23 protein-coding genes and 2 rRNA genes are annotated in these 24,439 nt (G+C 31.4%); 15 read left to right on the plus strand and 10 right to left on the minus strand.

Annotated elements, in window-relative coordinates; all coding sequences use genetic code 11:
• The first annotated feature begins 131 nt into the window (after positions 1-131).
• Positions 132-247, plus strand: a 5S ribosomal RNA gene (gene rrf / locus ACQKMV_RS22750).
• 482 nt (positions 248-729) lie between these two features.
• Entirely contained in the window at positions 730-1,455 is a 726-nt protein-coding gene (locus ACQKMV_RS22755; protein WP_427506671.1) for a hypothetical protein, read from the plus strand.
• A gap of 285 nt (positions 1,456-1,740) precedes the next feature.
• Here ACQKMV_RS22755 and ACQKMV_RS22760 read toward each other — a convergent pair whose 3' ends face one another.
• Positions 1,741-1,875: a helix-turn-helix domain-containing protein gene (locus tag ACQKMV_RS22760; RefSeq protein WP_427506673.1), complete on the minus strand. Its 135-nt coding sequence runs from the start codon at positions 1,873-1,875 to the stop codon at positions 1,741-1,743.
• Between the two features lie 169 nt (positions 1,876-2,044).
• On the opposite strand from ACQKMV_RS22760, the gene rrf (ACQKMV_RS22765) reads away from it, so the two are divergent.
• Positions 2,045-2,160: ribosomal RNA gene (rrf, locus tag ACQKMV_RS22765) — 5S ribosomal RNA — on the plus strand.
• A 695-nt stretch (positions 2,161-2,855) separates the two neighbouring features.
• The gene (locus ACQKMV_RS22770) at positions 2,856-3,749 is read left to right on the plus strand and encodes a tyrosine-type recombinase/integrase (protein WP_427506675.1); all 894 of its coding nucleotides are present in this window, start codon (positions 2,856-2,858) and stop codon (positions 3,747-3,749) included.
• A gap of 343 nt (positions 3,750-4,092) precedes the next feature.
• On the opposite strand, the gene ACQKMV_RS22775 is transcribed toward ACQKMV_RS22770, so the two are convergent.
• The gene (locus ACQKMV_RS22775) at positions 4,093-4,326 is read right to left on the minus strand and encodes a hypothetical protein (RefSeq protein WP_427506677.1); all 234 of its coding nucleotides are present in this window, start codon (positions 4,324-4,326) and stop codon (positions 4,093-4,095) included.
• The gene (locus tag ACQKMV_RS22780; RefSeq protein ID WP_427506678.1) at positions 4,307-4,453 is read right to left on the minus strand and encodes a hypothetical protein; all 147 of its coding nucleotides are present in this window, start codon (positions 4,451-4,453) and stop codon (positions 4,307-4,309) included. The genes ACQKMV_RS22775 and ACQKMV_RS22780 overlap by 20 nt, the downstream gene beginning before the upstream one ends.
• Before the next feature lie 569 nt (positions 4,454-5,022).
• On the opposite strand from ACQKMV_RS22780, the gene ACQKMV_RS22785 reads away from it, so the two are divergent.
• The 5 genes from ACQKMV_RS22785 (at position 5,023) to ACQKMV_RS22805 (ending at position 14,062) form a co-directional block, all read left to right on the plus strand.
• Entirely contained in the window at positions 5,023-5,733 is a 711-nt protein-coding gene (locus ACQKMV_RS22785; RefSeq protein WP_427506679.1) for a response regulator transcription factor, read from the plus strand.
• A gap of 1 nt (position 5,734) precedes the next feature.
• Entirely contained in the window at positions 5,735-7,195 is a 1,461-nt protein-coding gene (locus tag ACQKMV_RS22790; RefSeq protein WP_427506680.1) for a sensor histidine kinase, read from the plus strand.
• Between the two features lie 866 nt (positions 7,196-8,061).
• Positions 8,062-8,313, plus strand: coding sequence for a plantaricin C family lantibiotic (locus ACQKMV_RS22795; protein WP_427506682.1), 252 nt, complete (start codon positions 8,062-8,064; stop codon positions 8,311-8,313).
• Between the two features lie 230 nt (positions 8,314-8,543).
• The gene (locus ACQKMV_RS22800; RefSeq protein ID WP_427506684.1) at positions 8,544-11,768 is read left to right on the plus strand and encodes a type 2 lanthipeptide synthetase LanM family protein; all 3,225 of its coding nucleotides are present in this window, start codon (positions 8,544-8,546) and stop codon (positions 11,766-11,768) included.
• A gap of 116 nt (positions 11,769-11,884) precedes the next feature.
• Positions 11,885-14,062 carry a peptidase domain-containing ABC transporter gene (locus ACQKMV_RS22805; protein ID WP_427506685.1) on the plus strand — a complete coding sequence of 726 codons (2,178 nt, stop codon included), beginning with the start codon at positions 11,885-11,887 and terminating at the stop codon, positions 14,060-14,062.
• A gap of 226 nt (positions 14,063-14,288) precedes the next feature.
• Here ACQKMV_RS22805 and ACQKMV_RS22810 read toward each other — a convergent pair whose 3' ends face one another.
• Genes ACQKMV_RS22810 through ACQKMV_RS22825 form a run of 4 tightly spaced genes read right to left on the minus strand, consistent with a single transcriptional unit; the run spans position 14,289 to position 14,941 of the window.
• On the minus strand, positions 14,289-14,435 hold the full coding sequence (locus ACQKMV_RS22810) for a transposase (protein WP_427506686.1): 147 nt from the start codon (positions 14,433-14,435) through the stop codon (positions 14,289-14,291).
• A gap of 3 nt (positions 14,436-14,438) precedes the next feature.
• The gene (locus ACQKMV_RS22815) at positions 14,439-14,603 is read right to left on the minus strand and encodes a hypothetical protein (protein ID WP_427506688.1); all 165 of its coding nucleotides are present in this window, start codon (positions 14,601-14,603) and stop codon (positions 14,439-14,441) included.
• Between the two features lie 21 nt (positions 14,604-14,624).
• On the minus strand, positions 14,625-14,756 hold the full coding sequence (locus ACQKMV_RS22820; RefSeq protein ID WP_427506689.1) for a transposase: 132 nt from the start codon (positions 14,754-14,756) through the stop codon (positions 14,625-14,627).
• A complete protein-coding gene (locus ACQKMV_RS22825; protein WP_427506691.1) occupies positions 14,756-14,941 on the minus strand; it encodes a transposase domain-containing protein in 186 nt (61 codons plus the stop codon). The genes ACQKMV_RS22820 and ACQKMV_RS22825 overlap by 1 nt, the downstream gene beginning before the upstream one ends.
• A 669-nt stretch (positions 14,942-15,610) precedes the next feature.
• Here ACQKMV_RS22825 and ACQKMV_RS22830 point away from each other — a divergent pair.
• The 4 genes from ACQKMV_RS22830 to ACQKMV_RS22845 all read left to right on the plus strand — a co-directional run bounded on the left by ACQKMV_RS22830 (position 15,611) and on the right by ACQKMV_RS22845 (position 18,314).
• On the plus strand, positions 15,611-16,186 hold the full coding sequence (locus tag ACQKMV_RS22830) for an accessory gene regulator B family protein (RefSeq protein ID WP_427506692.1): 576 nt from the start codon (positions 15,611-15,613) through the stop codon (positions 16,184-16,186).
• Position 16,187: 1 nt separating this feature from the next.
• The gene (locus tag ACQKMV_RS22835; RefSeq protein WP_427506694.1) at positions 16,188-16,313 is read left to right on the plus strand and encodes a cyclic lactone autoinducer peptide; all 126 of its coding nucleotides are present in this window, start codon (positions 16,188-16,190) and stop codon (positions 16,311-16,313) included.
• 281 nt (positions 16,314-16,594) lie between these two features.
• On the plus strand, positions 16,595-17,575 hold the full coding sequence (locus tag ACQKMV_RS22840; RefSeq protein WP_427506696.1) for a sensor histidine kinase: 981 nt from the start codon (positions 16,595-16,597) through the stop codon (positions 17,573-17,575).
• A 7-nt stretch (positions 17,576-17,582) separates the two neighbouring features.
• Complete coding sequence (locus tag ACQKMV_RS22845) at positions 17,583-18,314, plus strand: LytR/AlgR family response regulator transcription factor (protein WP_427506697.1); 732 nt, start codon at positions 17,583-17,585, stop codon at positions 18,312-18,314.
• A gap of 491 nt (positions 18,315-18,805) precedes the next feature.
• Here ACQKMV_RS22845 and ACQKMV_RS22850 read toward each other — a convergent pair whose 3' ends face one another.
• The 3 genes from ACQKMV_RS22850 to ACQKMV_RS22860 are packed head-to-tail and all read right to left on the minus strand — an operon-like array spanning position 18,806 to position 21,231.
• A complete protein-coding gene (locus ACQKMV_RS22850) occupies positions 18,806-19,546 on the minus strand; it encodes an ABC transporter permease (RefSeq protein ID WP_427506699.1) in 741 nt (246 codons plus the stop codon).
• 12 nt (positions 19,547-19,558) lie between these two features.
• Positions 19,559-20,323 carry an ABC transporter permease gene (locus ACQKMV_RS22855; RefSeq protein WP_427506701.1) on the minus strand — a complete coding sequence of 255 codons (765 nt, stop codon included), beginning with the start codon at positions 20,321-20,323 and terminating at the stop codon, positions 19,559-19,561.
• Positions 20,320-21,231, minus strand: a complete 912-nt coding sequence (locus ACQKMV_RS22860) for an ABC transporter ATP-binding protein (RefSeq protein WP_427506702.1) — start codon at positions 21,229-21,231, stop codon at positions 20,320-20,322. The genes ACQKMV_RS22855 and ACQKMV_RS22860 overlap by 4 nt, the downstream gene beginning before the upstream one ends.
• Before the next feature lie 1,519 nt (positions 21,232-22,750).
• Between ACQKMV_RS22860 and ACQKMV_RS22865 the strand changes: the two genes are divergently transcribed.
• Together ACQKMV_RS22865 and ACQKMV_RS22870 are read left to right on the plus strand one after the other, a co-directional pair.
• Entirely contained in the window at positions 22,751-23,578 is an 828-nt protein-coding gene (locus ACQKMV_RS22865; protein WP_427506703.1) for an AAA family ATPase, read from the plus strand.
• A gap of 3 nt (positions 23,579-23,581) precedes the next feature.
• Complete coding sequence (locus tag ACQKMV_RS22870) at positions 23,582-23,980, plus strand: DUF5388 domain-containing protein (protein ID WP_427506704.1); 399 nt, start codon at positions 23,582-23,584, stop codon at positions 23,978-23,980.
• Positions 23,981-24,439 lie beyond the last annotated feature (459 nt).

Below are 24,439 nucleotides of genomic sequence, written 5' to 3' on the forward strand. Positions count from 1 at the left end.
TAGATAGGTTCGAGGTGGAAGTGTGGTGACACATGGAGCTGACGAATACTAATCGATCGAGGACTTAACCAAAACGTTTGAAACATTCAATGCACGTTTATCCAGTTTTGAAAGAATAATTCTTTCATATGTCTAGTGATGATGGCAAAGAGGTCACACCCGTTCCCATACCGAACACGGAAGTTAAGCTCTTTAGCGCCGATGGTAATTGGGGGCTTCCCCCTGTGAGAGTAGGACGTCGCTAGGCAAAATAAGTAGGTCGAGGATTTAATCCTTGGCTTTTTTGTTTTATAAAGGTATAACTTTATAAACTGTATCAATCTTATTATCAACTTCTAAAACTTTGAGGAACTTTTTTTAGTTTTGGATTTGATTTTTATGTTTTTTGGGAATTATTATGTATTTGAGAATAACTCATAAATATCCCCTAAGAATCCGAAAGGAGTTTAGGGTTGGGGGAATTTTTTCAGATGAAGAGTTTTCACGACGACATTGACTCGTACAAGGATTTCTTAGCAAATAGTATTATTTCAAATTGGATATCCAGGAATTAGGAATCTAACAGGAACTACTATTCAAAAATAGCTGAAATTGAATCTTACTTATTTGGTGACCACGATATTATTGTAACGCTTCACTTTAAATTGGAAATTTATTGTAAATAATGGGGTGTCCTTTAAAATGCTTAGATAGTGGAAATGAACAAATTAAAATCCTAGCAGCAACGATTTGGCAATCAATATAAAACGTGGCTTATATATAGGTTCAATAACTTTTGAATTATCCACCCCCCAAAAAAATAAAGAGGTGAATCCGTTGAAAACTCAAAATACGATTGAATTATATTTACAAGAGAGAATAAGTGACCATGCAAATAGTATTTATGTAGGTGAGAAAAGCTCTATACATTATGAAGTATTAGGTCTCGGTCTCTATGATTTAAGTTTAAAACATAAAACATTACCAAAATGGAAATTAGAAAAAGACCATGAAGTTGATTATGAAATAAATCGATTTCGTGAAAGCTATAAAAGAATTCTATCAGAACTTATTCTAATAAAAGGGAAAATTAACAATCTACTCTTTGTATATGAACAATTGATAGGACATAAACCAAATTTTGAACATCTTTATAAAACAATTCTTTTTGATGATTATGATAATTGCACAACAAAATTAAAAAAAATGCTATCAATTCTTGAACAAATAGAAGCGAAAATTAAAGAGTTCTTAAAGAATACAAATAAAAAAGTACAAAGGTCACTACTTCCTTTAAGAAATAGATATTTTTTAGGTGTGGAATTACATGGGTATTTACGAAATGAAAAAGAACATCTATTACAACTTTCAAAGCAATCTGAATTGCCATTGATTTTAAAGGAAAAATATAACCTTGAACCTAAAGAGGGAAATTATTCCAGAAAATTAGAGCGATATGATCGTAGCTTTTTATAAATATATTAAAAAATACAAAATAGGTGGCCAAATTATTTTAATTATAAGAGGTATATTTTTAGGTCAGTTAAAAATATACCTTTTGCATTTGTAAAGCTTTTTTATTTTTATAAGCATTCAACATTGGAAACCACCTTTTAGGATATTTAACTATTTAAAAAGCGAGTATCTAAATCAATTAGAAACATGCAATTGTGTATTTCAACCATTTCATTATTATATGGTTCTCCATAGCATAAGTAATATATATTAATCTTTTTCCTTCAATACCTTATAAAGCGTACTTCATCCAATTCCATACTCTTTTGCAATATCTGTCGCACTTTCACCACTTTCAAACAATTTGATTATACGCCGCTTGGTATCTGGATTAATTGCTGGTCGACCACCAAGATGACCGCGCAAGATGAGATTTCCCATTACGCAAGTAAGTAAGATACCTCAAAGACAATGAGGTAGATAGGCTCGAGGTGGAAGTGTGGTGATACATGGAGCTGACGAATACTAATCGATTGAGGACTTAACCAAAATGTTTGAAACATTCAATGCACGTTTATCCAGTTTTGAAAGAACAATTTCTTTCAATATGTCTAGTGATGATGGCAAAGAGGTCACACCCGTTTCCATACGGAATACGGAAGTTAAGCTCTTTAGCGCCGATGGTAGTTGGGGGCTTCCCCCTGTGAGAGTAGGACGTCGCTAGGCAAAATAAGTAGGTCGAGGATTTATTCCTCGGCTTTTTTATTTGCAGTTTTTTAACAGGATAACCCAAATAATGAAAATTAGTATCTTGGGTTGATATTATTGTGTTCTTGAGAAAAATTAAAAGTTTAGAAGTAGCTTTGAAACAATCGAATTTCTACTTTACAGGTAACTATCCAACTCGATTGCTCTAAACGTGTCATTTCCAGCGTTACTTTTTTGAGTTTATACTATCTATTTAGTGTTTTGTGCGTTTACTTCTCTTTCGTAGCTGGAATAAATCTTTGAGCCGTAAGATTTCTATACGCGGCCCTTTTTCCTTTAATAGTTGTTCAATGTAAGGTTTTGCGGCTCGTTGATTTTTTCGTAATGGGACTTTTTAGAAATAATTCTTCTGCAAATTCGATGCAAACAAGAAATCTTTTTATTTTGTCTATTTATCCGACTATATAAAAAAATGAGATTTCATTAAAAATAAACAAAAAGTGTAATTTTTGTTTATCATAAATTTGGATAAAATTTTATAATCTCAACCTTAAAAAATGTTCCTTGTTTAAGGTTGATTATGGTACACTGAATGAAACATTTGTTCTGGATAGGAGATTCAATTCTATCAAAAGAAAACATTTCAAAAGTAGAAATTTCTACTTTTGAAATGTTTATAAATTTATAAAGTTAATCGAGAGGAGAGGAGCTATTTGGAAGAAAATTTATTCTCGCTGCAACAATTTAAAATGAAGCAACAAAAAGATGAAACACTTCGCTCGATGAAAGTGAAAAAATTAGAAATGTACAAATCCGATTTTAAATTGTTCCAGACATTTTGTGAGCGTCACTTTTTGCGATTAGATTTTGATTCACTGGAAATTTATTTACATGAATTGATCACACAGCAACAGGTGCGACTCTCTACATTTAATAGACGAATTGCCGGAGTGAAATACTGGTTGACAAATGAGCATGGGTTATACATAACACCTGAACAGGGGGCGCAGGTGAAAATGCTACGAGGACTGTACGATGAAGAAGCCTATCTTCGTTTAAAACCGATGCGAGGAATTCGAGCTGAAAAGCAAGGGGATGTTTTACGTCTGATTGATCGCTACGATACTAATAAAAAAAGCGATATTCGTAAGCGTGCTATTTGTTTAGTGAATTTGATTACAGCCAATCGGCCGTCGGAAATGGTTAGGTTAAAAGTAAGTGACTTTGATTTAGAGAATCGTACTGTGTATGTAATGATGGTGAAGCAAGGGGAAATGAAAGAAAAACGTCTGACACTTGAATGTGTGCAGGCAGTAAAGAAATATATTCAGTCGTGTGAACTGGAGCCAAATGACTATTTTGTCGGTGCAGCTGACAAATGGGGCAATCATACAAGCAGAAAAATTAGTGAAGTGAGCTATAATCAAGCGATACAGAGTTGGCTTGGTTTTGCGCCTTACACATTTCGCAAAACGCAGATCACCACTATGTATAAAAAGGGTGCTGATATTCCGACGATTGCCAAACAGTCCGGTCATAAATCCCACCAGACAATAATGGAACATTATATTAATTTAAGAACGAACGATGTGGATGAGTTTTTATAATGAGTATAAAAGTGAGAAGCGTAAAAATAGCTTTTCATTTATATTAATTCGAATGTGTTATATAGTCCATGTCGTTTGGTATTCATTCGTATATGTATATATTGATATACAAAAATATGAAAATAGAAACCATTTAAAATCCCATTTGCTAGGTACCATGAGGCTCAGGATTATATATGGCCCCTTCATTTTGTCTAGACAAAATATGTAGATAATTTCTTTTTTTCTGAAATCGTCAAATAAATGCTTAACCTATGTCGCTTAGTACATGAGTTTTCTTTTTGTATTTTGTCTTATATACCTAACAAAAGTAGAAATTTCTACTTTTGTTAGGTATACTTTTTTATTTATCTTCATGAAATGCTTCAACCATAAACTCGAACTGACGTTGCTGACGATCTGTTAGTTCATTGTGCACATAACTATCAATCAGCTTTTGTAAAATGACATAGGTTTTACCTTCATCCATAAAGGAGCCTAGTAAATTAAATTCACTATGAATGACAGATGGTACTTTAATACTCTTAGTACTGTTCGTCTTCCCAACACCTAACTTTTTACGAGGTACGCTTCTCAATCAATTCGTCTAAATATGACTCTGATAAAAAATGCTGCTCAGCTGGTGTTTCCTGGATTACTTGAAATAATGGATTATTAGCGAGTACCTCTTGAATACGCGTTTCTATTGATATCGTTTGTTCCACGCTATCGCCTCCTATTCTACGGAAATCTTCGCTATTGTTTTCTACCCTACTTTATTGCTTAAGAAATTATTGCTTTTCTATAGTTTTCTATTCTACGCTGTCCAATTTTATGCTATTTTCTTTTAAAAAGAGCACAAAAAAAAGTCCTTGGACGAATTGAGTGATTGCCTATAAACTCGTTGGTGTAGCTTTGTAATAAAGTTTGATCAAATTAATGATATTAACCTTGATAGGAAAAATATTGATCAACACAGGCTCTTATTTGAATGTGGCAGATTAACTTCTTAAAAAAAGTTTGATTATTTTTGAACTTATAATTTATAAAATAAGTATAACTTAGTAGATACTTTGCAAAATACTTCTTTATATAATTCTATTTTTGTTTCCTATGTGAAAAATACTCATTATTTTCTAGATGATATAAAACATGTTAATAATTGGTTGCGATTAAGTACGTTATAATGAGAAATTTGGTATATTTATAATTAAGATGGGTTTAGAAAATTCCTTTAAACACTCTGAATCTCTTGAGCCATTGATAAAAAACATTTATTGAGGGAGGCATTAAATTGAAGAATATTAAATTACTTTTAGTAGATGATGAGATTTCAATATTACAATTGTTGCAACTATTATTAAAAAAAGAAGGTTTTGAGTATATATATACTGCAACAAATGGTCATGATGCTATTCTTTTATGTGAAAAAATTCATCCTGATCTTATTATGTTGGACATAATGTTACCAGATTGTAATGGTTTTTTTTTATGTAATGAACTAAGGAAGAAAACTTCTGTTCCTATTTTATTTTTAACTGCTAAAGTTGATGACATAGACAAATTAACTGGTTTTGATTGTGGGGGAGATGATTATATTACAAAGCCATTCAATCATTTAGAGGTAATAGCAAGGATTAAAGCACAGCTAAGGAGACAAAAGCTAACAGAGTTTTCTAATGATGATACTTCTTATGATTTTGGATATTTCCAAATATACGAAAGAAGTGGAAGGTTAATTGTTAATAAGGAAGAAATATTCTGCCCTACAAAAGAATTGCAATTACTTATATTTCTGTGTAAAAACCCCAATCTTATTTTTAGTAAAAAACAATTATACGAACAAATTTGGGGAGAAGATAGTTATGGTAATGAGGCTACTGTAACAGTTCACATAAATCGCCTAAGAGAAAAAATTGAACCAAATCCAAGTCAACCTTCTTATTTAATTACTAAAAGAGGCTTGGGTTATAAATTACTTAAATCAGTAAGAATGGCTGAATAAAATGAATTTAAAAAAAAGATTAACTTGGAAATTTCTCTCGTGGCTATTTATCTTATTTATATTTTTTATATTTTTCGGATTACTAACTCAACGTATGATGATTTATAAATTAGAGAAAGAAAAAAATGTGAATAATATTTCTAGTGAAGTTATCGATACAATAGTTACATCTACTACATTTAATAAAAACAAAATTTTTATATCAAAAAAAACACTTAAAGCAATCCAAACAGAAGGATATTGGATACAAATTTTAGATTCTAAGGGAGATGAAATATATCATTTTAATAGGCCTGTAGACATTCCAACTCATTATGCACCAGGTGAAATAATTTATTATGCTAACAACGCAAATATTACTGGATACTATTTTAATACAATTTATAAAAACCAGAAGGGGAATAAATTTACTTGGCTTATAGGAAAAAAAATGCCCACTTTAGGAAAATATCTATCAATAAACTCTAAAGAGAAATTATATTTTTTCTTTGGTATTGTAATTAGTAGTTTTATTTTAGTAATTGTTACTGCGTGGCTTTTTGGGAAAAGATTAGGGAGTCCATTATTACATATAATATACTGGATTGAGAATTTAGCTAGTGGTTCATACCATGAACCTGCTAATAAATATGGAAAACCTATTAGCCAAAAAAAGAATGGGCAAATAAAAAAAAGATTTCGTATTTACCATGAAGTAGTTCTTGCTCTGCATCAACTTACAATAATATTAAAAAAGAATATAGAAAATCAAAAGAAACTTGAAAAAACAAGAGAAGAATGGATGACTGGGATATCACATGATTTAAAAACACCTCTTTCTTCTATTATAGGATATGCAGACATATTAGTATCTGCAAAATATACTTGGACTAATGAAGAGAAAATAGAATTTGCTCAAATTATTAGTGACAAAGCAAAGTATATGGAAGACTTAGTTCAAGATTTTAATTTAACCTTTCGTTTAAAAAATGAGGCTCTTCCTTTAAAAAGAATTAATAATGATGTAATTGAAATTGTCCGACGATCTGTTATTGATGCTGCTAATCTCCCTTTTACACAAAATCAACAACTAAATTTTATTTCAAATCAATCTATTTTATATTATGAATTAGATCCAAACTGGTTTAAACGTGCAATTGATAATCTAATAATGAATTCTATTATTCATAATCCTAGGGATACAACAGTCAATATAGAAGTTAAAAGTAACGAAATGGTTAATTTAGACAGATCTTCTCCAGTATTTTATATAATCATACAAGACAATGGGGTGGGAATGACTACATCAACACAGGAACATTTATTTGATAGATATTATCGCGGAACAAACACAGAACAATCCTATAGTGGTACAGGTTTAGGAATGGTAATTGCTAAACAACTCATTCAGGCACATAATGGCGAAATTTTTATAGAAAGTGAATTAGGAAAAGGAACAAAAATTACCCTTTCTTTTTTTTAGTACTACTTTATGTACTTCGTCTAGTTGCTTAAGACACTACCTTGATTTGACGATTCCCATTTTGATTGCCATATGTAATAAAAGGTTTGACTACTTGGTTTGGTGCAGCATTCCTGTTTGAAGGATGTTAAGGGTCTTGAAAGAAAAGGAGCCCTCTAGTATGAATTTAACTCAAATAAGAAAATTTTAGAATCCTTCTTAAATACGCCCAAGTGTTCAATAAATGGACTGCTCCCTGTCAAGTAGACAATGGCAATAATAAAAATGTAATAAACGGCTTGAGCCCTGAATTCTAAAGGGCTCAAGCCGTTTAATCATTCGCTAAAATCCTTTTGATGTATATTATTGATAGCCTCTATCACTAAGTATTAATGGCTTCTCGCATCATTTTCTTTGGATTAAACATTTAAACGAGCTGGTATTGTTTGGAGACACCCAATGCAGTATTAGTTATCCCTTTGCTACACTGATTGCCTACGTTTTACTGAATTTTTTACACAGACGATCCCAGCAGAAAAAGATGGTGAAGCACTTATCTTTTGCAGGTTTTACACGTCTGTTTCTTGATGATGTCCTGTCAATGGATTGGCGGCACTATCTACATGAACTTTTGGCGTCGTCACGTGCGATATATTAAGAATCTACCACATAAATTTCGCTAATCAACGATAAAATATAACTCCTCATGACAAAAAAGTTACCTCTTGTCCTACAAATCTATCTTTTTATCTGGAATATATAGAAAACAATACCATTAATTTTTATAATTGGACTGTGCGAATGACTACTAAAATAGATAGATATTAAAATTTTGCAATTAACTTTAATATCTTATCAGAATTTATAATTGAAAGGAGGTGAAAAACATGGCGACAAATGATGTAATTAAATTTTGGAAAAACCCTATGTCTAGGACATCTCTAGTATTAAATAATTTACCGCAAAACCCTGCGGGAGATGTTATGACAGAGCTTTCTGATGCAGAATTAAACGATGTACAAGGCGCTGGACAAGGTTTAAAACCAGCAAAGTCTGGAGGAAACGTTTGTACATACAGTGTGGAATGTGATTTCTGTCCAACACGTAAATGTACAGGTATTCCTTGGTTTGGCTGTTAATAAGTAGGGATATTTTATAACACGTGTGGTTATAAGAAATATTCCTATATTCATTCATGGCAGCGTTTAGAAAACGGATTATGCATACAATATTATTGAGAGAAATCTTAATAATATTGTATGTTAAAACAAAAATACATGTAATTGAAATTGTTACATATTTACTACTTAATACAGATTATTTATTTGTAAAATCATAATAAGTTTCAAAACAAGGGAAGGGTGATCTCATGAGAAATGCTATAGATGCAATAAAAAAATCCTTATATATTCATGAAAGAAAAATTAATGATATAGATAATATAGCGCTTGGAGAAGCACGTATAAAATTTTGGTCAAGTAATTATTCTCCCGATACAGAACTTGAGGAATTTTACAAAGTAAACAAAGTTATTTCAAATATTGAAAAAGGTGACCTCTTCAAACTATCCACTCATGAAACGATTCAAGAAAACATTCCATTAAACAAAGAAGAATGGTTCCAATACATAGATGAATTATTTTCAGAAAAATATTCCCATATTAAAATTCCTAAACCTTTTTTAAAGTATTCACCAAAAGATAATCTACATTTTATTGGGTTTATACAACCTTTTTTAAGAACAGCAATGGGAAGATTAGGCTTTAAAATGAATGATATTATCAAAAAAAATGAATTAAATATTAGCCCCATTAATAATGAAATTGAAATTATTATATTATATCAACTTATTAGTCAATTAATCGTAACTTGTTACCGAACAGTAGTTTTAGAGTTAAATGTTGCACGGGTTTCCGGGAAATTAAAAGGGGATACGTCCGAGGAACGTTATAAATACTTTGAAGAAGTAATGTTAAATGACACAGAATATTTAAAAAGTATATATACGGAATACCCTGTTTTAACCCGTCTAATGGCAATCAAATGTGAACAGTGGATAAATAACATTATAGAAATATTTGATAGGTTAGAAAATGATAAACATTTATTGTCCCAAAAGATCAATGATGGTAAAGAGTTAGGTCACCTTAAAAATATTCAAATGGGATTATCTGATTCGCATTGTGGAGGTCGTACAGTTAGTATATTAACTTTCGATAGTGGTTTTAAAGTGGTTTATAAACCTAGGCCCTTAGGTATAGATGTGCAATTTCAAGCATTTCTAAAGTTTTTTAATCAACATCAAGAAAGAGATCTTTACCACTATGAAATGAAGGTTGTTAATTGTAATACTTATGGTTGGGTTGAATTTATTGAAGAAAAGCCTTGTATAACAAAAGATGAAATAGAAAGATTTTATTGGCGTATTGGAAGTCAATTAGCTTTGTTAAATGCACTGAGTGCTACAGACTTTCATTATGAAAATTTAATTGCGTCAGGTGAATACCCTGTTTTGGTAGACTTAGAATCACTATTTCATCAACAATATAGTCAAAACCCACAAATTAAAACAGCATATCAAAAGGCAACACATATTATAGGTAATTCTGTTCTTTCAACAGGAATTTTACCCAGCTTAGTAACAAACAAGGAAAATAATGCGGATCTTAGTGGATTAGGAGAAGTAAAGGAACAATTATATCCAAAAAAAGTGTCTATTGTAGAAGACAAAAATACGGACATTATGCAGGTTGTAAGAAATTATGTGAAAATTTCAGGTGGAAACAATACTCCATCTCTAAATGAAAATAAAGTGAATGTAGTCGACTATATAGAAAATATCGGAAATGGTTTTCGGGATACTTATCATTGGCTCATTAATAATAAAGAGATAGTGAAAACACAAATCAAATTATTTTTTAATATTGAAGTAAGACATATTCTCCGTGCAACTGAAAGATATGGCGAATTATTAAATATTAGTACTCACCCTGATTTTTTGAGAGATTCATTAGATAGAGAGATGCTACTAAATAAACTTTGGATAGATTCTATCGCAAGACCTGAGTTAATGCATGCCATGAATTCAGAAAAAAAAGACTTACTTCAAGGAGATATCCCATATTTCACATCAAAACCTAGTGAAATACATTTGTGGGATAGTGAAGGAAGATGTATTGAAAATTTTTTTGAAAAAGATTGCTTAAGTATAACTCTTGATAAGATTGAAAGTTTAAATTTAGAAGACTGTCAGGAACAGTTAAATGTAATCCGTTTGTCAATGCTGGCTATAGACTCCAAAGAAGAACGAAATAAGAATAGGTTTATTCCTTCAATCGATTCAAAAAATGGAGACTATATTCCCGAGGACTTTTTAGTTGAAGCTATAAAAATAGGCGATTATCTCTTATCTAAATCAATTTCTGGTATCAATGAAGAAGAGATTGATTTAGGATGGATTGGAACTAACTTAGTAGGCATTAATGAAGTTCAGTGGAGATTGGCCCCTGTAGGAATAGATTTATACGATGGAGTTAGTGGGATGGCCATTTTTTATGGATATTTAGCTAAAGTGACTGGTGAAATACGTTTTAAAGAAGCTGCCAAACGTTCATTAATTCCAGTAAGACGTGCTCTTAATTATATAAGTTCTGAAGTGGAAACTCCCGATATTGGTGCATTTACAGGTATGGGCTCTTGTATTTATGCACTTCAACATCTAGCTGAAATTTTACAAGAACCGGAACTGTTAGATGAAATTTCTTCCTTTTTACCAAAATTAATTAAAATGATTCCTAAAGATGAAGCTTTAGATATTATAGGTGGTTCTGCCGGAACATTAATTATTCTTTTAGATTTTTATCGCCTAACAGGAAACGAATTAGCTTTAAAAGGAGCTACATTATGTGGGGAGCGATTATTAGAAGTAGCTGAACCTATGGGAGATAATGGCGTAGGATGGAGAGTATCCGTTTCTAGTGATCCTTTGGCTGGCTTTGCACATGGAGTAGCAGGAATCAGCTGGGCACTTTCAGAGTTAGCTGCAGTAACAAGAGATTGCCGTTTTTCAGACATAGTACATGAGGCTTTAATTTATGAAAGAAGTTTGTTTCTAGAAGAGAGCAAAAACTGGGCTAAATTAATTGAGAAAGATGGTAAGGTACCAGCTGCTTGGTGCCACGGTGCTTCAGGAATTGTATTAAGTCGTCTCCTTTTACTTGGAGACAATGTAAAAGATACATTGTTACAAGAGGAAATAAGAGTAGGATTGGAAACTACTTTAAAAGAAGGTTTTGGAGCCGACCATTCTTTGTGTCACGGTGATTTTGGAAACATTGATATTCTTAGATTTGCAAGTGATGTTTTGAAAGAAGAAAAATGGAGAAAATTAGCCGAAGATGCAGCAATAACCGCTCTGTTAGAAATTAAGACCAAAGGTAGACGTTGTGGACTATCTAGGAACTGTGAAACTACTGGTTTAATGGTTGGGTTGGCAGGTATTGGATTTGGCCTATTAAGACAATACGATCCCATATCTGTACCATCTATCATTAGGTTACAGCCTCCTATAGAAATGCCATCCTTAGTGAAATAATAATTATCAGATACGCTATATAAGCGTGTAAATTTTCAACCCTAAATAATCACTATCGTTATATAACGGTAGTGATTATTCATGAGGTTCGTTATAAAAAATGAAGGGATAATGCCATGATTAAACATTTAAAAAGGAAAGCTGTCCCTATAATTTATCAAATGGGACAAAATGAATGTGGCCCCGCTTGTCTAGCTATGATTATGAAATACTATGGTTCCCCTGTTCCGTTGTATCAACTAAGTGAACAATGTGGAGCTAATCGAGATGGAGTAAATGCAGTAGTTTTAAAAAATACTGCTGAAAAATATGGATATTCTAGTGCAGCATTCAAAGTATCTGTTAACGAATTGAGAAATAAGATTGAATTACCAGTTATTCTTCACTTTAATAATTCACATTATGTCGTTTTAGAAGGATGGCATGATGATAAGGCTAAAATTGTAGACCCTGCTAAGGGTAAAGAATTAATAACAATGTCAGACTTGCAAGATAAGTTCAATGGGATAGTGTTGAAATTTACACCAAATAAGTCAATTAAAAAGAAAGTTTATTCTAATCCGAATTGGTACTACTATAAGCGATATATTGGAAGTAATCTTAAAATAATTCTAGCTATTGTATTCTTATCTTTTATTTCTCAATTGTTAAGTTTAACAGGTCCTTTGTTAATTCAAGAACTAGTAGATAACATTTTACTAAAAGATAAAGAAAATCTATTCGATATAATAGGTATGATTATTATACTAATATTTTTATTTAATTTTTTCATTACATACAGTCGTATATATTTAAGCGTTAGACTTCAAAGATTTATAAGTACCAAATTGTCTACACAATTTATTGAACGATTATTTAAATTACCACTTAATTTTTTTGAACAAAGAGCCACTGGTGATCTAGCTTCTCGTATGAATAATATTTTTACTGTTCGGGAAATTTTAGCACGTAGTGGATCTGCGTTTATACTAGACATTACCATGCTTGCAATATATGGCATAGTCATGTTTAAACAATCTATATTATTAACTAGTATTACTTTTATTATTGCAATTATACAAGTAATACTAATGTTACTATTTATCCCACATGTAAAACATCTAACACAAAGAGATTTAGCAATTCAATCAGAAATTCAAAGTTATTTAATGGAAGCTATGAGATCTATAATTCTCATCAAAACTACTGGTAAAGAAGAAGGTATTTTTAAAAAATGGTCACATATGTTCACTAATCAAATGAATGTATTCACAAATATTTTCAAATTAAGTGGGATACTTGATAGCATAATTAGTAGTATACGTATTGTTACACCTATTCTATTAATATGGGTTGGAATTCAAGAAGTATTGAATAATAATTTAACAATTGGAGAATTGATGAGTTTCAGTCTTATAGCTATGGCTTTTTTATCTCCTATGGGTTCTATAATTGGAAATATACAGTCGTTACAACTATTAAATGGTGTATTTGAAAGATTAAATGACGTAATGAATTCAAAACCAGAACAAATTAATACAATAAAAAACTATAATAATGTTTTAAGTAAATCAATTATCTTAGATAAAGTTAATTTTTCACATAGTATCAACTCTGAAAAAGTCTTACAAGAGATATCATTAACTATTAATCCCGGAGAAAAAGTAGCCTTAGTAGGAGCCACAGGCAGTGGAAAAACTACTTTATTAAAATTAATTTTAGGACTATATAGACCAACAGAAGGTAATATTATATACGGTGATATTAAACATACTGAAATTAATTATAAAGATGTTCGAAAAGATATTGGTGTTGTTTTACAAGATACATTTTTATTTAATGATACAATTGAAAACAATTTATGCTTTTTTGACAAAGTAGAAAAAGAGCAACTACAAAAAGCAATCTGCTTAGCTAATTTAGAAAAAGAAATAGAAAGAATGCCGCTAGGTCTTCAGACTATAATTGGAGAAAATGGACAAAACCTTTCTGGAGGTCAACGTCAAAGATTAGCGATTGCTAGAGCTATAGTAAAAAATCCTTCTTTGTTAATTTTAGATGAGGCAACAAGTCAATTAGACACACATACAGAACAACAAATACATGAAAATATAGAGAAAAGCGGTATAACTACTATTGTCATCGCTCATAGGTTAACAACAATTAAGGAGGCAAATCAAATTTTTGTAATAGATAACGGTTATATATGTGAAAGGGGAAATCATGAACAATTAATCAAAGAAAAGGGTTTATATTATAATTTATGGAAGAAACAAGTAAGTGATAATCCCCAAAAAACTAAGACATTGTTGTAGCTTTGAAATGAGATTTAATTATATTAATGCTAGTAATTTACGAACAAAAGAAAAGAGCGTGTTTTTAAAAAAGATTAATTAAAACATGCTTTTCAAATGCTACCTATTAGCCATCAAGGAAGCGCAAAATCAGTGCAGCACCATTGAGAAGTAAAATAAGGTTCTAAGTCAAATGTTGGGGTGCTGTACTCTTTCAGCACCTTAACCTAGATGAACTCCGATTTCTTTATACTTTAAATTTAATAAGATTTTTGCTCGAAAGCCATATGCATTCCGGTTTCATCACTTTTGTTTTATTATTAATGCCTTCCAAGAAGACGTTGGAATAACCAAAACTAAAGCTATTTAAAATTTCCACTTGCCAGTTTTTCAATGTTTAAATTACTATTAAGAAAGCTGGTAATTTTGTCCCTTCTACCTTACGGTAAAAAGCTAGTAATCGCTTCTTCCCTTCTACGACATTACTCTTTGTCTTTGCACAATCAAACCATTCACAATAGGCTTCTTTTAATTCATGAGCTACTTTCAATGTTTCAGACATTTCTGTATAGCACTGTAAGTATCACTGTTGTTTCGGTGATAATTTAGATGCACGTTTATAAAATACATGACGCATACGTTTACACTTTGTGCGATTGTATTTATTCCATTCTTTTTGTACTTGTCGGCGCACTGTAGGAAAGTTTTCCAACATCACTTCGATTTGCCTGAAAGTTTTTTACGTTTATACGAAACTGTTTCGATTGTTGTCTCTTCTACCCATACATCTATTGCCATCTCAATTTCATAGAATAACATCAGGGCAAGCTGTTCTGGGTTGAATTTTTCACTGGAAACACCAAATCTTTTCTGTTGGTTGAGGCGGGATTGAGCTCCCAACCAGTCGAGTTTAGCCTGTAGGACTTCGTTTTGTGAATATGGTTTTGTACCACGTGTAGGATTTTGGTGAGCGTTGCTTCCTCGAAATCTGGTGGCAGTTTCGATAGAAATTTCCTTTATCCTAATGACAATTGGAACAGTGTCTGAAATGACAGATTCTTGTATCGCTACCAGAAGCCACTATGCTGGCTACGGTGGTGTTTGTGAGCATAACCAATGATACATACTTTGAACAGGTACATCCTGTTTGGCACACCAAGCAGCGACGCTTGTTTCACCGCTGTCTTGAAAGGCCTGAGTACGTGAGTACTATAAGAGTTAACGTTCTGATCGGGTCATGAGAAAACCTCCTAATGAATGATTATGGAGAATTGTCTCACGATTATTAATTCATTAGAAGGTGTGTAGTATTTGGCACTTACAAATAAAAAACATCGATACGTATTCTACGGCACGCAAAAAATTCGATATTTAATGGTACTATGGAACCTATCCATTAGTTTGGCTTAAATGATCTCGGTGCATCACAGACTATCGTGATCTATATGGGTAGCTACTTACAGGAGATAAATTCTTCCTGATTAGTTGAACAAATATGAAATAAATCCCCTTGCATCCAGTAACTTGACGACAATCCATTTAATGGCTAATATGTAAGCTAAGGGGGGGATGAAAATAATAGATAAATTATCTTATGCATTCTCTAAAAGTATGTGTTATCAACTAAGAAAAGAAAATGATATAGAGATAATAAAATACGGTATAGAAATTCTAATTAGATCTTCAATAAAAGTTTTTTCTTTGCTAATTATAGGGATTTTATTAAATAACTTAAGTCTTTTAATTATTACTACAGTATCTTTTATATTATTGAGGTTAAGTTCAGGCGGTTTTCACTTTAATTCATATAAATATTGTTATTTTGTTTCTTTAGGGCTTTTAACCGTATTATCTTTAATAGCTAATGAAATTACACAAGTTTCTTTAAATTGGAATCTAATTTTAGTGGGGATAAATTTTATTACAATCATAATTTTAGTTATTTTTAAACCACTAATCAATCCAAATCGTCCTTATGTAGGGCAGAAGCATATATATTTAAAAATCTCCATAATTATTTCAATTGTTAGTCTTTTGATATCTTTAAGTATCAAAGAAAACTTTTTAAGTTATTCTATAGCTATTCAATTAGCTATGCTTTTCCAATCACTAACTTTAATTAGAATAGAATGGAGTAAAATTTAAAATGAAATTATTATTAAATTGCGTATTTACTTTACTTTACTTAATTGCGAAATCAGAAGTGGTTGCTGCTAGTTTCTTCTTAATTCACGAACCAAAAATTCCAAAACAACTGAGTAAAATGGATTAAAATGTATAATGGACATTTTATTACTTTCTATTTTTGAAAATACCATCCTCATTTTCTTCCTCCTAATCTTTTTCAGAAGAAAATGTGATTTATTTTCAAAAAGAACTGTTATTTTCATAATTATTTATTCTATTATAACAACAATAACGTATGAAAATATTGGAAATTTATATCTTAGAATATTTTTAAATATTCCTATTCACTTTCTGTGTATTAAGTATATCTTTAACATATCTAGTAAGTCTTCTTTACATATAACCTTAGTAAGATCAGCTTTTCAAATGACTATAGAGCTTTGCTCCTTCATATTAAGTTCAACAATATTTACATTCTTAGGAGATACAATATTTATTTTTTTTACCTATATTTCTATAATTGGTATAACCATTCTTATTGATAAAAAAAATTTTACAGTAGGAATTTTACTTCTAGCTCCTAATCATTTAAATTACAGACAAATAAATTTTGTATTTAGTATTGCATTACTTCAAATCATAGTAGTATGTTTGGTTTATTTTGATGTGTCAAAATTTTCAATATTCATTTTTTTAACAATCATTTTAATGATATTTATTATATTTTTTACTTTTAATTTAATTCGCTCACAAGAAGATGAAATTATGAAAAATTCAGAGAATATATATTTAAAAAGCTTAGAACAACTTACCCATTCAATAAGTAGTCAAAGGCATGATTACATGAATCATTTACATGTTATTTCAAATTTGGTTTTTACAGAAAGCTATGAGGAAGCCAAATATTATCTTAAGGATTTAAATACAAATGTTAATATAGATCATTCTCTATTAAAATTAAATCACCCATCACTTGTAGCGTTACTACAGGCTAAAAGAGAGTATGCAAGTATAAATAAAATAGAAATGGACATAAATATAAAAAGTAACATTCTAAATCTCCCGTTGAAATCATATGAGCTCATCCAAATAGTAGGTAATATTATTGATAATGCTTTCGATGAAGAACTAGCATCAACTGAATTTAATAAAAAAGTTGCTTTTACTATGGATAACCTATATAGCTCTATATTAGTTATTTCCATTAGAAATCGTAATTCTCTAATGAATCCTGAAGAGATTGAGAAAAGTTGCTTGGAGGGGTATTCAAAAAAAGAGAACCATAAAGGGATTGGTTTATTTACAGTCCGTAATTTATTAAATAAGTATAAAGGATACTACGAAGTTGAAAGTAACAAAGAAACGGGTACAACATTTTTTATATTTATACCATATACAAAAAGGTGACTAAATAATGGTTTCGGCATTATTAATTGAAGACAATGTTACTATTCAGCAACAATTACAAAAGCTCATTAACTATTTTGATATTCCACTTATAGGAGTGGCAAGCTCATGTGAAGAAGCAAAACAAATTCTTTCAAATGAAATTCCAAGTATAATTTTTTGTGATATTCATTTACCGGATAGTAATGCTTTCACATTGATGCAACAGATTAAGATTCAATATCCTTATATAGGAATAGTTTTTATAACAGGCTATACAGAATTTGCACATAAAGCATATGATATAGAAGCTATTGATTACCTAATAAAACCTTTTGATCAAGATCGCTTCTATACTTGTATGAAAAAAGTATACGCCTATCTAAATATGAATAAGATAAGTAGACACAATCCTATTAAAGATATATTACCAATAAAAAATAATAATGGCATCGAATTGTTAGATCAAAAAAATATAGTTTATATACGAGCAGAGGGTAAAGTTTCTAAGCTAATTGTTATAATAAATGGTAAAAATAAAGTTATTCAAATATCTGAATCATTAAAATCTTTAGAAACAAAAGTTGACTCAGATATGTTTATGCGTACTCACAGAAGTTTTATTGTTAACCTAAATCATATTAATCGAATCGAATCTTCAGGACAAACGAACCTTATTTTTTTTAAAACCTGTTCAGATATTGCTTATTTAAGTAAAAATTATATGTTAGCGATGTACCAAAAGTTAAACTTTAAATAGTATATAACCGAATAAATTTAAATAAATCACTTTGCTCAAGAGCTTAGAGTTTTAAGTTTATGTACTTGTACTTGTAATAAAGCATTCATACAATCCACTGCTAATTTGCAGGTATTATAAATAAACAGGCGTGTTGATTAGGGAAAAATAGGTTTATTATTGAGCTATAAAAGGATTTTTTTTGCTTTTTTGCTAATATATTCTCATTTTTAACTGATTGTAGCGTAGGGCTACTCGACGCAAAAACGAGACAGACGAGACCCTGCACGGAGCGTAGTGGAGGAAGTGGCTCGACGCTCGCCAGCAGCGGAAATCAGCTTCTTCGAATTAATCCGAACGAAAAAAATGGTTAATCAACATGCCTGATAAATAAATATCACAAAATGGAAGTTTGGCTTTTCTCCTGTTCTGTGACGTCTATTGTTTAACTGTGAATAGAGCTTTAATTACGTATTGGCTAGTGTATTGATACATCTATATTACATTCAAGCCTAAGTCATATCTGATTTATTGAATTTAATTAACCCACTTATAATTGAAATGGAGAATGTTATTAATATAACCGTATAGAAAACTGATAAAGATTGAATAGGAGTCTCATCAGGTGGTGACATTGCAAGAGCTGGTTGTGCCCAAGGATAAAATTGCCCGTATGAAGAATTTACAGCTAATAACACTGGTAGAGTTAATATTATATTGATTGCAATTGGAATGCTAAAGCTACTCCATTTAATAGATAAAATTAATTGAATCGCTGCCAATGGCAAGGTAGCTAGCCACCCTTTTGCAATAAAACCTAATAATAATCTCCAAGGTATGGTACCAGGAATAGATAATATCCACCCCAAACATAAATAAAATATTAGAAGACACATCTGAGTCCAAGCAACTAAAAGTATAATAAGAACCAGCTTTGACATATATACTTTTGATCTTGTAACCGGAAGTGCTAACAACATTTTCCACCCTCTTCCTGTATGTTCACTTCTACATACTAGAGCAGCAAATACACCTACTAATATAGGGTAAATTAAAGAAGAGTAAAATAATTCAACTTGAGTCCAAGCCTCTAACCAACCATTATCATCTTTACTCACTATAAAAACATCAATATTTTGAAAAAAATTCCACAAACCCAAAGAAACCCCGATTACTGGTCCAATTATAACTAACAGCCAATAATTAGAACGCTTCATTTTTAATAATTCAACCGAAAAAAGTCGTGTAAACATTTGAGCCTCCTATTAATAAACCTCGCGTTTTAAAAAATTAACTAATCCTAAAAATAATAATAATACCCCTTCAATTATTGCTATTATTACTATGTAATGAATATCATGATTTAGTATCATATTATTTGTATCACTAATAACCGTTACAGGTGTAGCATTAACCGGATATGCCCAAGGAAGCCACTTTGTAAATTTATTCATACTAAAAAATAACCCTGCCATTCCAAAAACTGTACCAAATATAATAGGGAAAGCTTGATTTGTTATTGAAATTGACAACCAAAGTTGAATAGCCATAATGGGTAGCGCTGCTATATAGGGATAAAAACCTCCAGCTAAAACTGTATACCATTCGATATTTCTTCCAATCCCGAAAACTACTCCTATTGTAATAATTCCTAAGGTTAGAATAACAGCTGAAAACATATTATACATAAGTAAAGTTATAAATTTACTTATATACACGTCCGATTTTTTTAATGGTAAAGATAATGTCTGTTTCCATGAATTCCCCTGATGTTCAATATTAGCGGTTATGGAAGCTTGAATAGTAATTCCTAAAGGTAAAGAAAATATAAGAATCCAATGGACGCTAAATACAAAGCGTTTCCATAAATCAGTATATTCTATGTCCGGGTTTGTATTTACTTGCCCATTACTAAGAAAAGCAAATATAAGTAATAAAACTAGTGGCAAGGTTGCAAAAAAAAGAACTATTCTCCAAGACCAAGAGCGCCTTGCTTTTATATTGTTTGACAAAATAAGTCGACTTATCACATACTGCCCTCCTTATTTGTTAAGCTTAAGAAAATATCTTCCAATGTTTTTTTATTTTCTTGTAAACGGTAAACTGAAAATCCACCATACACCAATTGATGATTTATCTTCGAAATAATATCTGGGTTAGTTTCTCTTATGTGTATATCTTGACCTTCTAGGATGACATCCCATCCTTTTTCTTTAAGGAAATTTATAGCGTTTTGCGGATTATTAACACCAATTTTAAAATCTAATGCACTTTTTTTGTGTAAATTTAAAATGGAGTCTTGAAAAATCATTTCGCCTTTAACAATAATTCCAACTTGACTAGCCATTTGATCAACTTCACTAAGTAAATGGCTAGACATTAATATAGTCATTCCATATTGTTTTGCTAGTTCTTTTATTAATTCTCTAGTCTCTTGTATACCAGCTGGATCTAAACCATTTGTTGGCTCATCCAAAATAAGGAGTTTAGGTTGTTGTAATAGAGCAACAGCAATCCCTAGCCTTTGCTTCATTCCTAAAGAGTATTCTTTAACTAGCCGATTTGAATAGTCAGTTAATTTTACAATCTTCAAAACATCATTTATTCGTTGTGAAGGAACTCCTACAATTCTTCTTACGGCCTCTAAATTTTCATATCCTGTTAATTGACCATAATAGGAAGGGGATTCTACTAAAGAACCTATATTTCTCAATATTTCTAGTCGGTTTTTTTTAAACTCCTTTCCAAATATATAAACATTTCCTTCCGTTGGTTTAATTAACCCTAGTAGCATTCGAATTGTAGTTGTTTTTCCTGCTCCATTAGGTCCTAAAAAACCATAAATCTCTCCTTGTCTTACATTTAAATTTAAATCATTTACCGAAGTAAAGTTTTTGTGTTTTTTTGTTAAATTTACAGTTTTTATAACCTCTCCCATGAAATATCACCTCTAAACAATACATTACTTAATAAATCTAAACTTCTAATAAACTCTAGATAAACTTAAGATAAATTTTTTACTTGAATCAATTTAGTCATATTTTTCAAGAGCTTAAACTAACTTGCAGACATCACCAGGGCCGAAGACCCCCTAGAGGAATCGTTGAAAAACGCATGATGAATTAATCAACAGAGTTGAAATACTTAGTAAAGTTGTGCAGCAAATGATACAAACAGGTCTTTTACATATGCAATAGAACGAAGAAAATCAGCAAGTGGATGGGAGGTCTAGTGCTTTTTATTGCTACACTCTAAGTTAATGGGAATTAGTCGTTAGAAACGAACGCAAGGTTTGTAGATTAATAATAAAATTTGATTAAAATCCTGTGGAATCACAGGATTTTTTCTCTTTCAGCAATCGGGTACTTTCCCGTAAGAAGTATCAGTATTTGGACCAACCTATATTATGAACTTTTCCAGCGTTAATATATGCATATATTAATATATAGATATACAAATATGTACGTATATTGCTAGGGGAGGGAGTTTCTGAACGTGAGCAGGTAAAGGATAGTATAATGGCATTTTTAAAGGAGCATTCGGAATTACCTACAATAATACTTGGATCTTCATTTTAAGCTGCTTTTAACTCTTTAGGTTTCGCATTTTCTATTTCCTGAAAAGCTTCGACTTTAGGATTAAATATGAAATTGATAAGACAAGAGACCTAAGATAAGTAGAGCACTTAGAAAAAATGAAAACTTTACAAATTTATTCATAGTTATCCACCTGTTGCAGATAAAAAACGCTGCTCAGCTGGTGTCTCCTGAAATAATTGATCATTCGCGAGCAGCTCTTGTATACGCCTAACTATTTAAATCGTTTGTTTTATACCCTCCCCTGTTCTTCGCAGAAATTTTCAATTCTTTTCTACGCTAATATTGTACTTCTCTATTCTATGGTGCTCCGTTTTATGCTAGCTTTCTTAAAGAGCTCCCAGACGAATTGAGATGGGGAATCACCTGTCAACTCGATTTAAAATACGCCTGAGAGTTCGTTTAAATACTTCTGTAAAAGAGGTTAACTAGTTAACATATTGAAATTCTAGAAATTTGGTTCCTCAGGATAGTATAGATCCTTTTGTAAGCAGACATCCAGATGCGTGAGGGTTTCGCTTTTAAATCGAATCTAAATTTCACCATCTTCCATGACACCATGTGTTTTTCGCATTATACCCCATCGATTATAGGCTTGCATATCCAGTGAGGCCAGTTATTCTTTCCGGAAATTTCGTTAATAAAACTTTGTTACGTATATATTCGCATACTAGTATATACATATACGCATATATACATATATGTGTATTTCATATTAAAATTCCATACAAACCTACACAAGCAATTCTCCCTTACCATTATTAATCTCAAATACCATTGCACGTCCAAATCTTTTAAATTAAAATATATACATATACGTATGAGAAAAACATTTTATACCGACGATTGGGGGAGAAGAATGTGTCAGAAAACAAAGAAGCAATTATCGTAACATTTGGTAACTTTAAAGGTGGGACAGGCAAAACGACGAACAGTACAATGATAGCGCATGCACTATCGTTGAAAGGATATAAAGTGCTTTTATGTGATCAGGATCCACAAGCAAATGCAACATCTCTGTATTTAAAAACAAAGGCATTAGGGACAGATGAAATCGTTTCATTTAACAAAACACTAATGACTGCTATTCAAGAAGAGGATCTTGCTCAAATCGTGACAGAGGTAAAAGAAAATCTATACCTACTGCCAAGTTTCAGTGATTTCGCATTATACCCTCGCTACTTAGAGAAGAAGTTCCCAAATGATACAACAGCCCGTGTTCAATATTTCTCTTCGTTAATCGAACCATTAAAAAAAGATTACGACTTTATCTTTATTGATGTACCGCCAACAATCTCAATCATCACAGATGCAGCTCTGTATGCTTCTGATTTTGTAGTAGTTGTACTGCAAACACAAGAGCGCAGTTTACAGGGGGCAGAAGTGTTCACTGGATACCTGCAATCATTAATTGACGATTATGACGCTGAATTAGATATTGTCGGTATTTTACCAGTGCTTTTGAAAAATGGTGCGGCCGTTGATTTAGCCACACTTGAAAGCGCACGTGAAATCTTTGGTGAAGAGAACCTATTCGCAAATGTTGTGAATAACATGGAGCGCCTAAAACGCTTCGATATAACAGGGATTACAAATGAAGATATGCATGATCGTAAAGTACACAAAAGCTACGATACGATTGCTGAAGAATTCATAACTCGCGTTCAAGCCGAGCTAATGGAGGTATAACGAATGAGTAATCTATTAAACAATGGAAAGCCTAAAAAAAGACTGCTAGAGCGCGGTCCTAAGATCGTCCCATCCCAAGAGTTCAAATTGGAACCAACAGAAGAAGTAACAGTTGAAGAGGTCCTTGTTCAGGAGCAACAATCAGCTCCTACACCCCAACAAACAGAGGCAACAGATTCACCAAAAACAAACAAAAGACGTGAAGCAGCACAGATTACAAGTGTACGTGTCACAAAAACAACACGTAACAAGCTAAATGCCCTCATTCAATTAGGTAAAGCTGATAATGTCGACTCCCTAATCGATATTCTTCTTGATGAATATATCGAAACCAACCTAGTAAAAGATGAAGAGAAAACCTTCAATCTTATTTTAGATATCATTCAGAAACGAGATCGCTAGTATATGAAATAAAAAATACATCGGCTTTGTCTCTTAATCTATAAATAAGTGAACAAAAAAGCAACGAACCATCCTCAAATTTGGGATTATTCGTTGCTTTTCTTTTTTTGCTCACTTAATCTACTACTCACGAAAAAACTTTTGTATACTTATATCCATTTATGAGTATATGGGTATATTTTAAATCGCTTTACACCAAGTTTTAAAGATGATATATGCATATATCAATATACGTATATATGAATATACTGATATTTTTCTATTTTAGAAATCGCTTTACACCAAATTTTAAAGGTGATATATGTGGTACTAAAATGAATCGAGTAAGGTAGTTGGTTGTTAAAGTACGGAAAAACGCGTTAGAATTGAGTTTCGCGAGTCTTATTTCGTTTGAAATAGGGCTTTTCTAGCTTTAATTTCAACTTTTATTTCTAATTCAAAAAAACGAATAATCAGAAT

The organism is Lysinibacillus sp. NPDC094403 (genome assembly GCF_050278745.1).
Taxonomy (GTDB): Bacteria; Bacillota; Bacilli; order Bacillales_A; family Planococcaceae; genus Lysinibacillus.

Excerpts from the sequence above, each read along its gene's own strand:
- ACQKMV_RS22760 (WP_427506673.1), bottom strand. The coding sequence starts at position 1,875 with ATGGGAAATCTCATCTTGCGCGGTCATCTTGGTGGTCGACCAGCAATT.
- ACQKMV_RS22790 (WP_427506680.1), top strand. The coding sequence starts at position 5,735 with ATGAATTTAAAAAAAAGATTAACTTGGAAATTTCTCTCGTGGCTATTT.
- ACQKMV_RS22795 (WP_427506682.1), top strand. The coding sequence starts at position 8,062 with ATGGCGACAAATGATGTAATTAAATTTTGGAAAAACCCTATGTCTAGG.
- ACQKMV_RS22800 (WP_427506684.1), top strand. The coding sequence starts at position 8,544 with ATGAGAAATGCTATAGATGCAATAAAAAAATCCTTATATATTCATGAA.
- ACQKMV_RS22805 (WP_427506685.1), top strand. The coding sequence starts at position 11,885 with ATGATTAAACATTTAAAAAGGAAAGCTGTCCCTATAATTTATCAAATG.
- ACQKMV_RS22815 (WP_427506688.1), bottom strand. The coding sequence starts at position 14,603 with ATGTCTGAAACATTGAAAGTAGCTCATGAATTAAAAGAAGCCTATTGT.
- ACQKMV_RS22820 (WP_427506689.1), bottom strand. The coding sequence starts at position 14,756 with ATGTTGGAAAACTTTCCTACAGTGCGCCGACAAGTACAAAAAGAATGG.
- ACQKMV_RS22830 (WP_427506692.1), top strand. The coding sequence starts at position 15,611 with ATGAAAATAATAGATAAATTATCTTATGCATTCTCTAAAAGTATGTGT.
- ACQKMV_RS22835 (WP_427506694.1), top strand. The coding sequence starts at position 16,188 with ATGAAATTATTATTAAATTGCGTATTTACTTTACTTTACTTAATTGCG.
- ACQKMV_RS22840 (WP_427506696.1), top strand. The coding sequence starts at position 16,595 with ATGACTATAGAGCTTTGCTCCTTCATATTAAGTTCAACAATATTTACA.
- ACQKMV_RS22845 (WP_427506697.1), top strand. The coding sequence starts at position 17,583 with ATGGTTTCGGCATTATTAATTGAAGACAATGTTACTATTCAGCAACAA.
- ACQKMV_RS22850 (WP_427506699.1), bottom strand. The coding sequence starts at position 19,546 with ATGTTTACACGACTTTTTTCGGTTGAATTATTAAAAATGAAGCGTTCT.
- ACQKMV_RS22860 (WP_427506702.1), bottom strand. The coding sequence starts at position 21,231 with ATGGGAGAGGTTATAAAAACTGTAAATTTAACAAAAAAACACAAAAAC.
- ACQKMV_RS22870 (WP_427506704.1), top strand. The coding sequence starts at position 23,582 with ATGAGTAATCTATTAAACAATGGAAAGCCTAAAAAAAGACTGCTAGAG.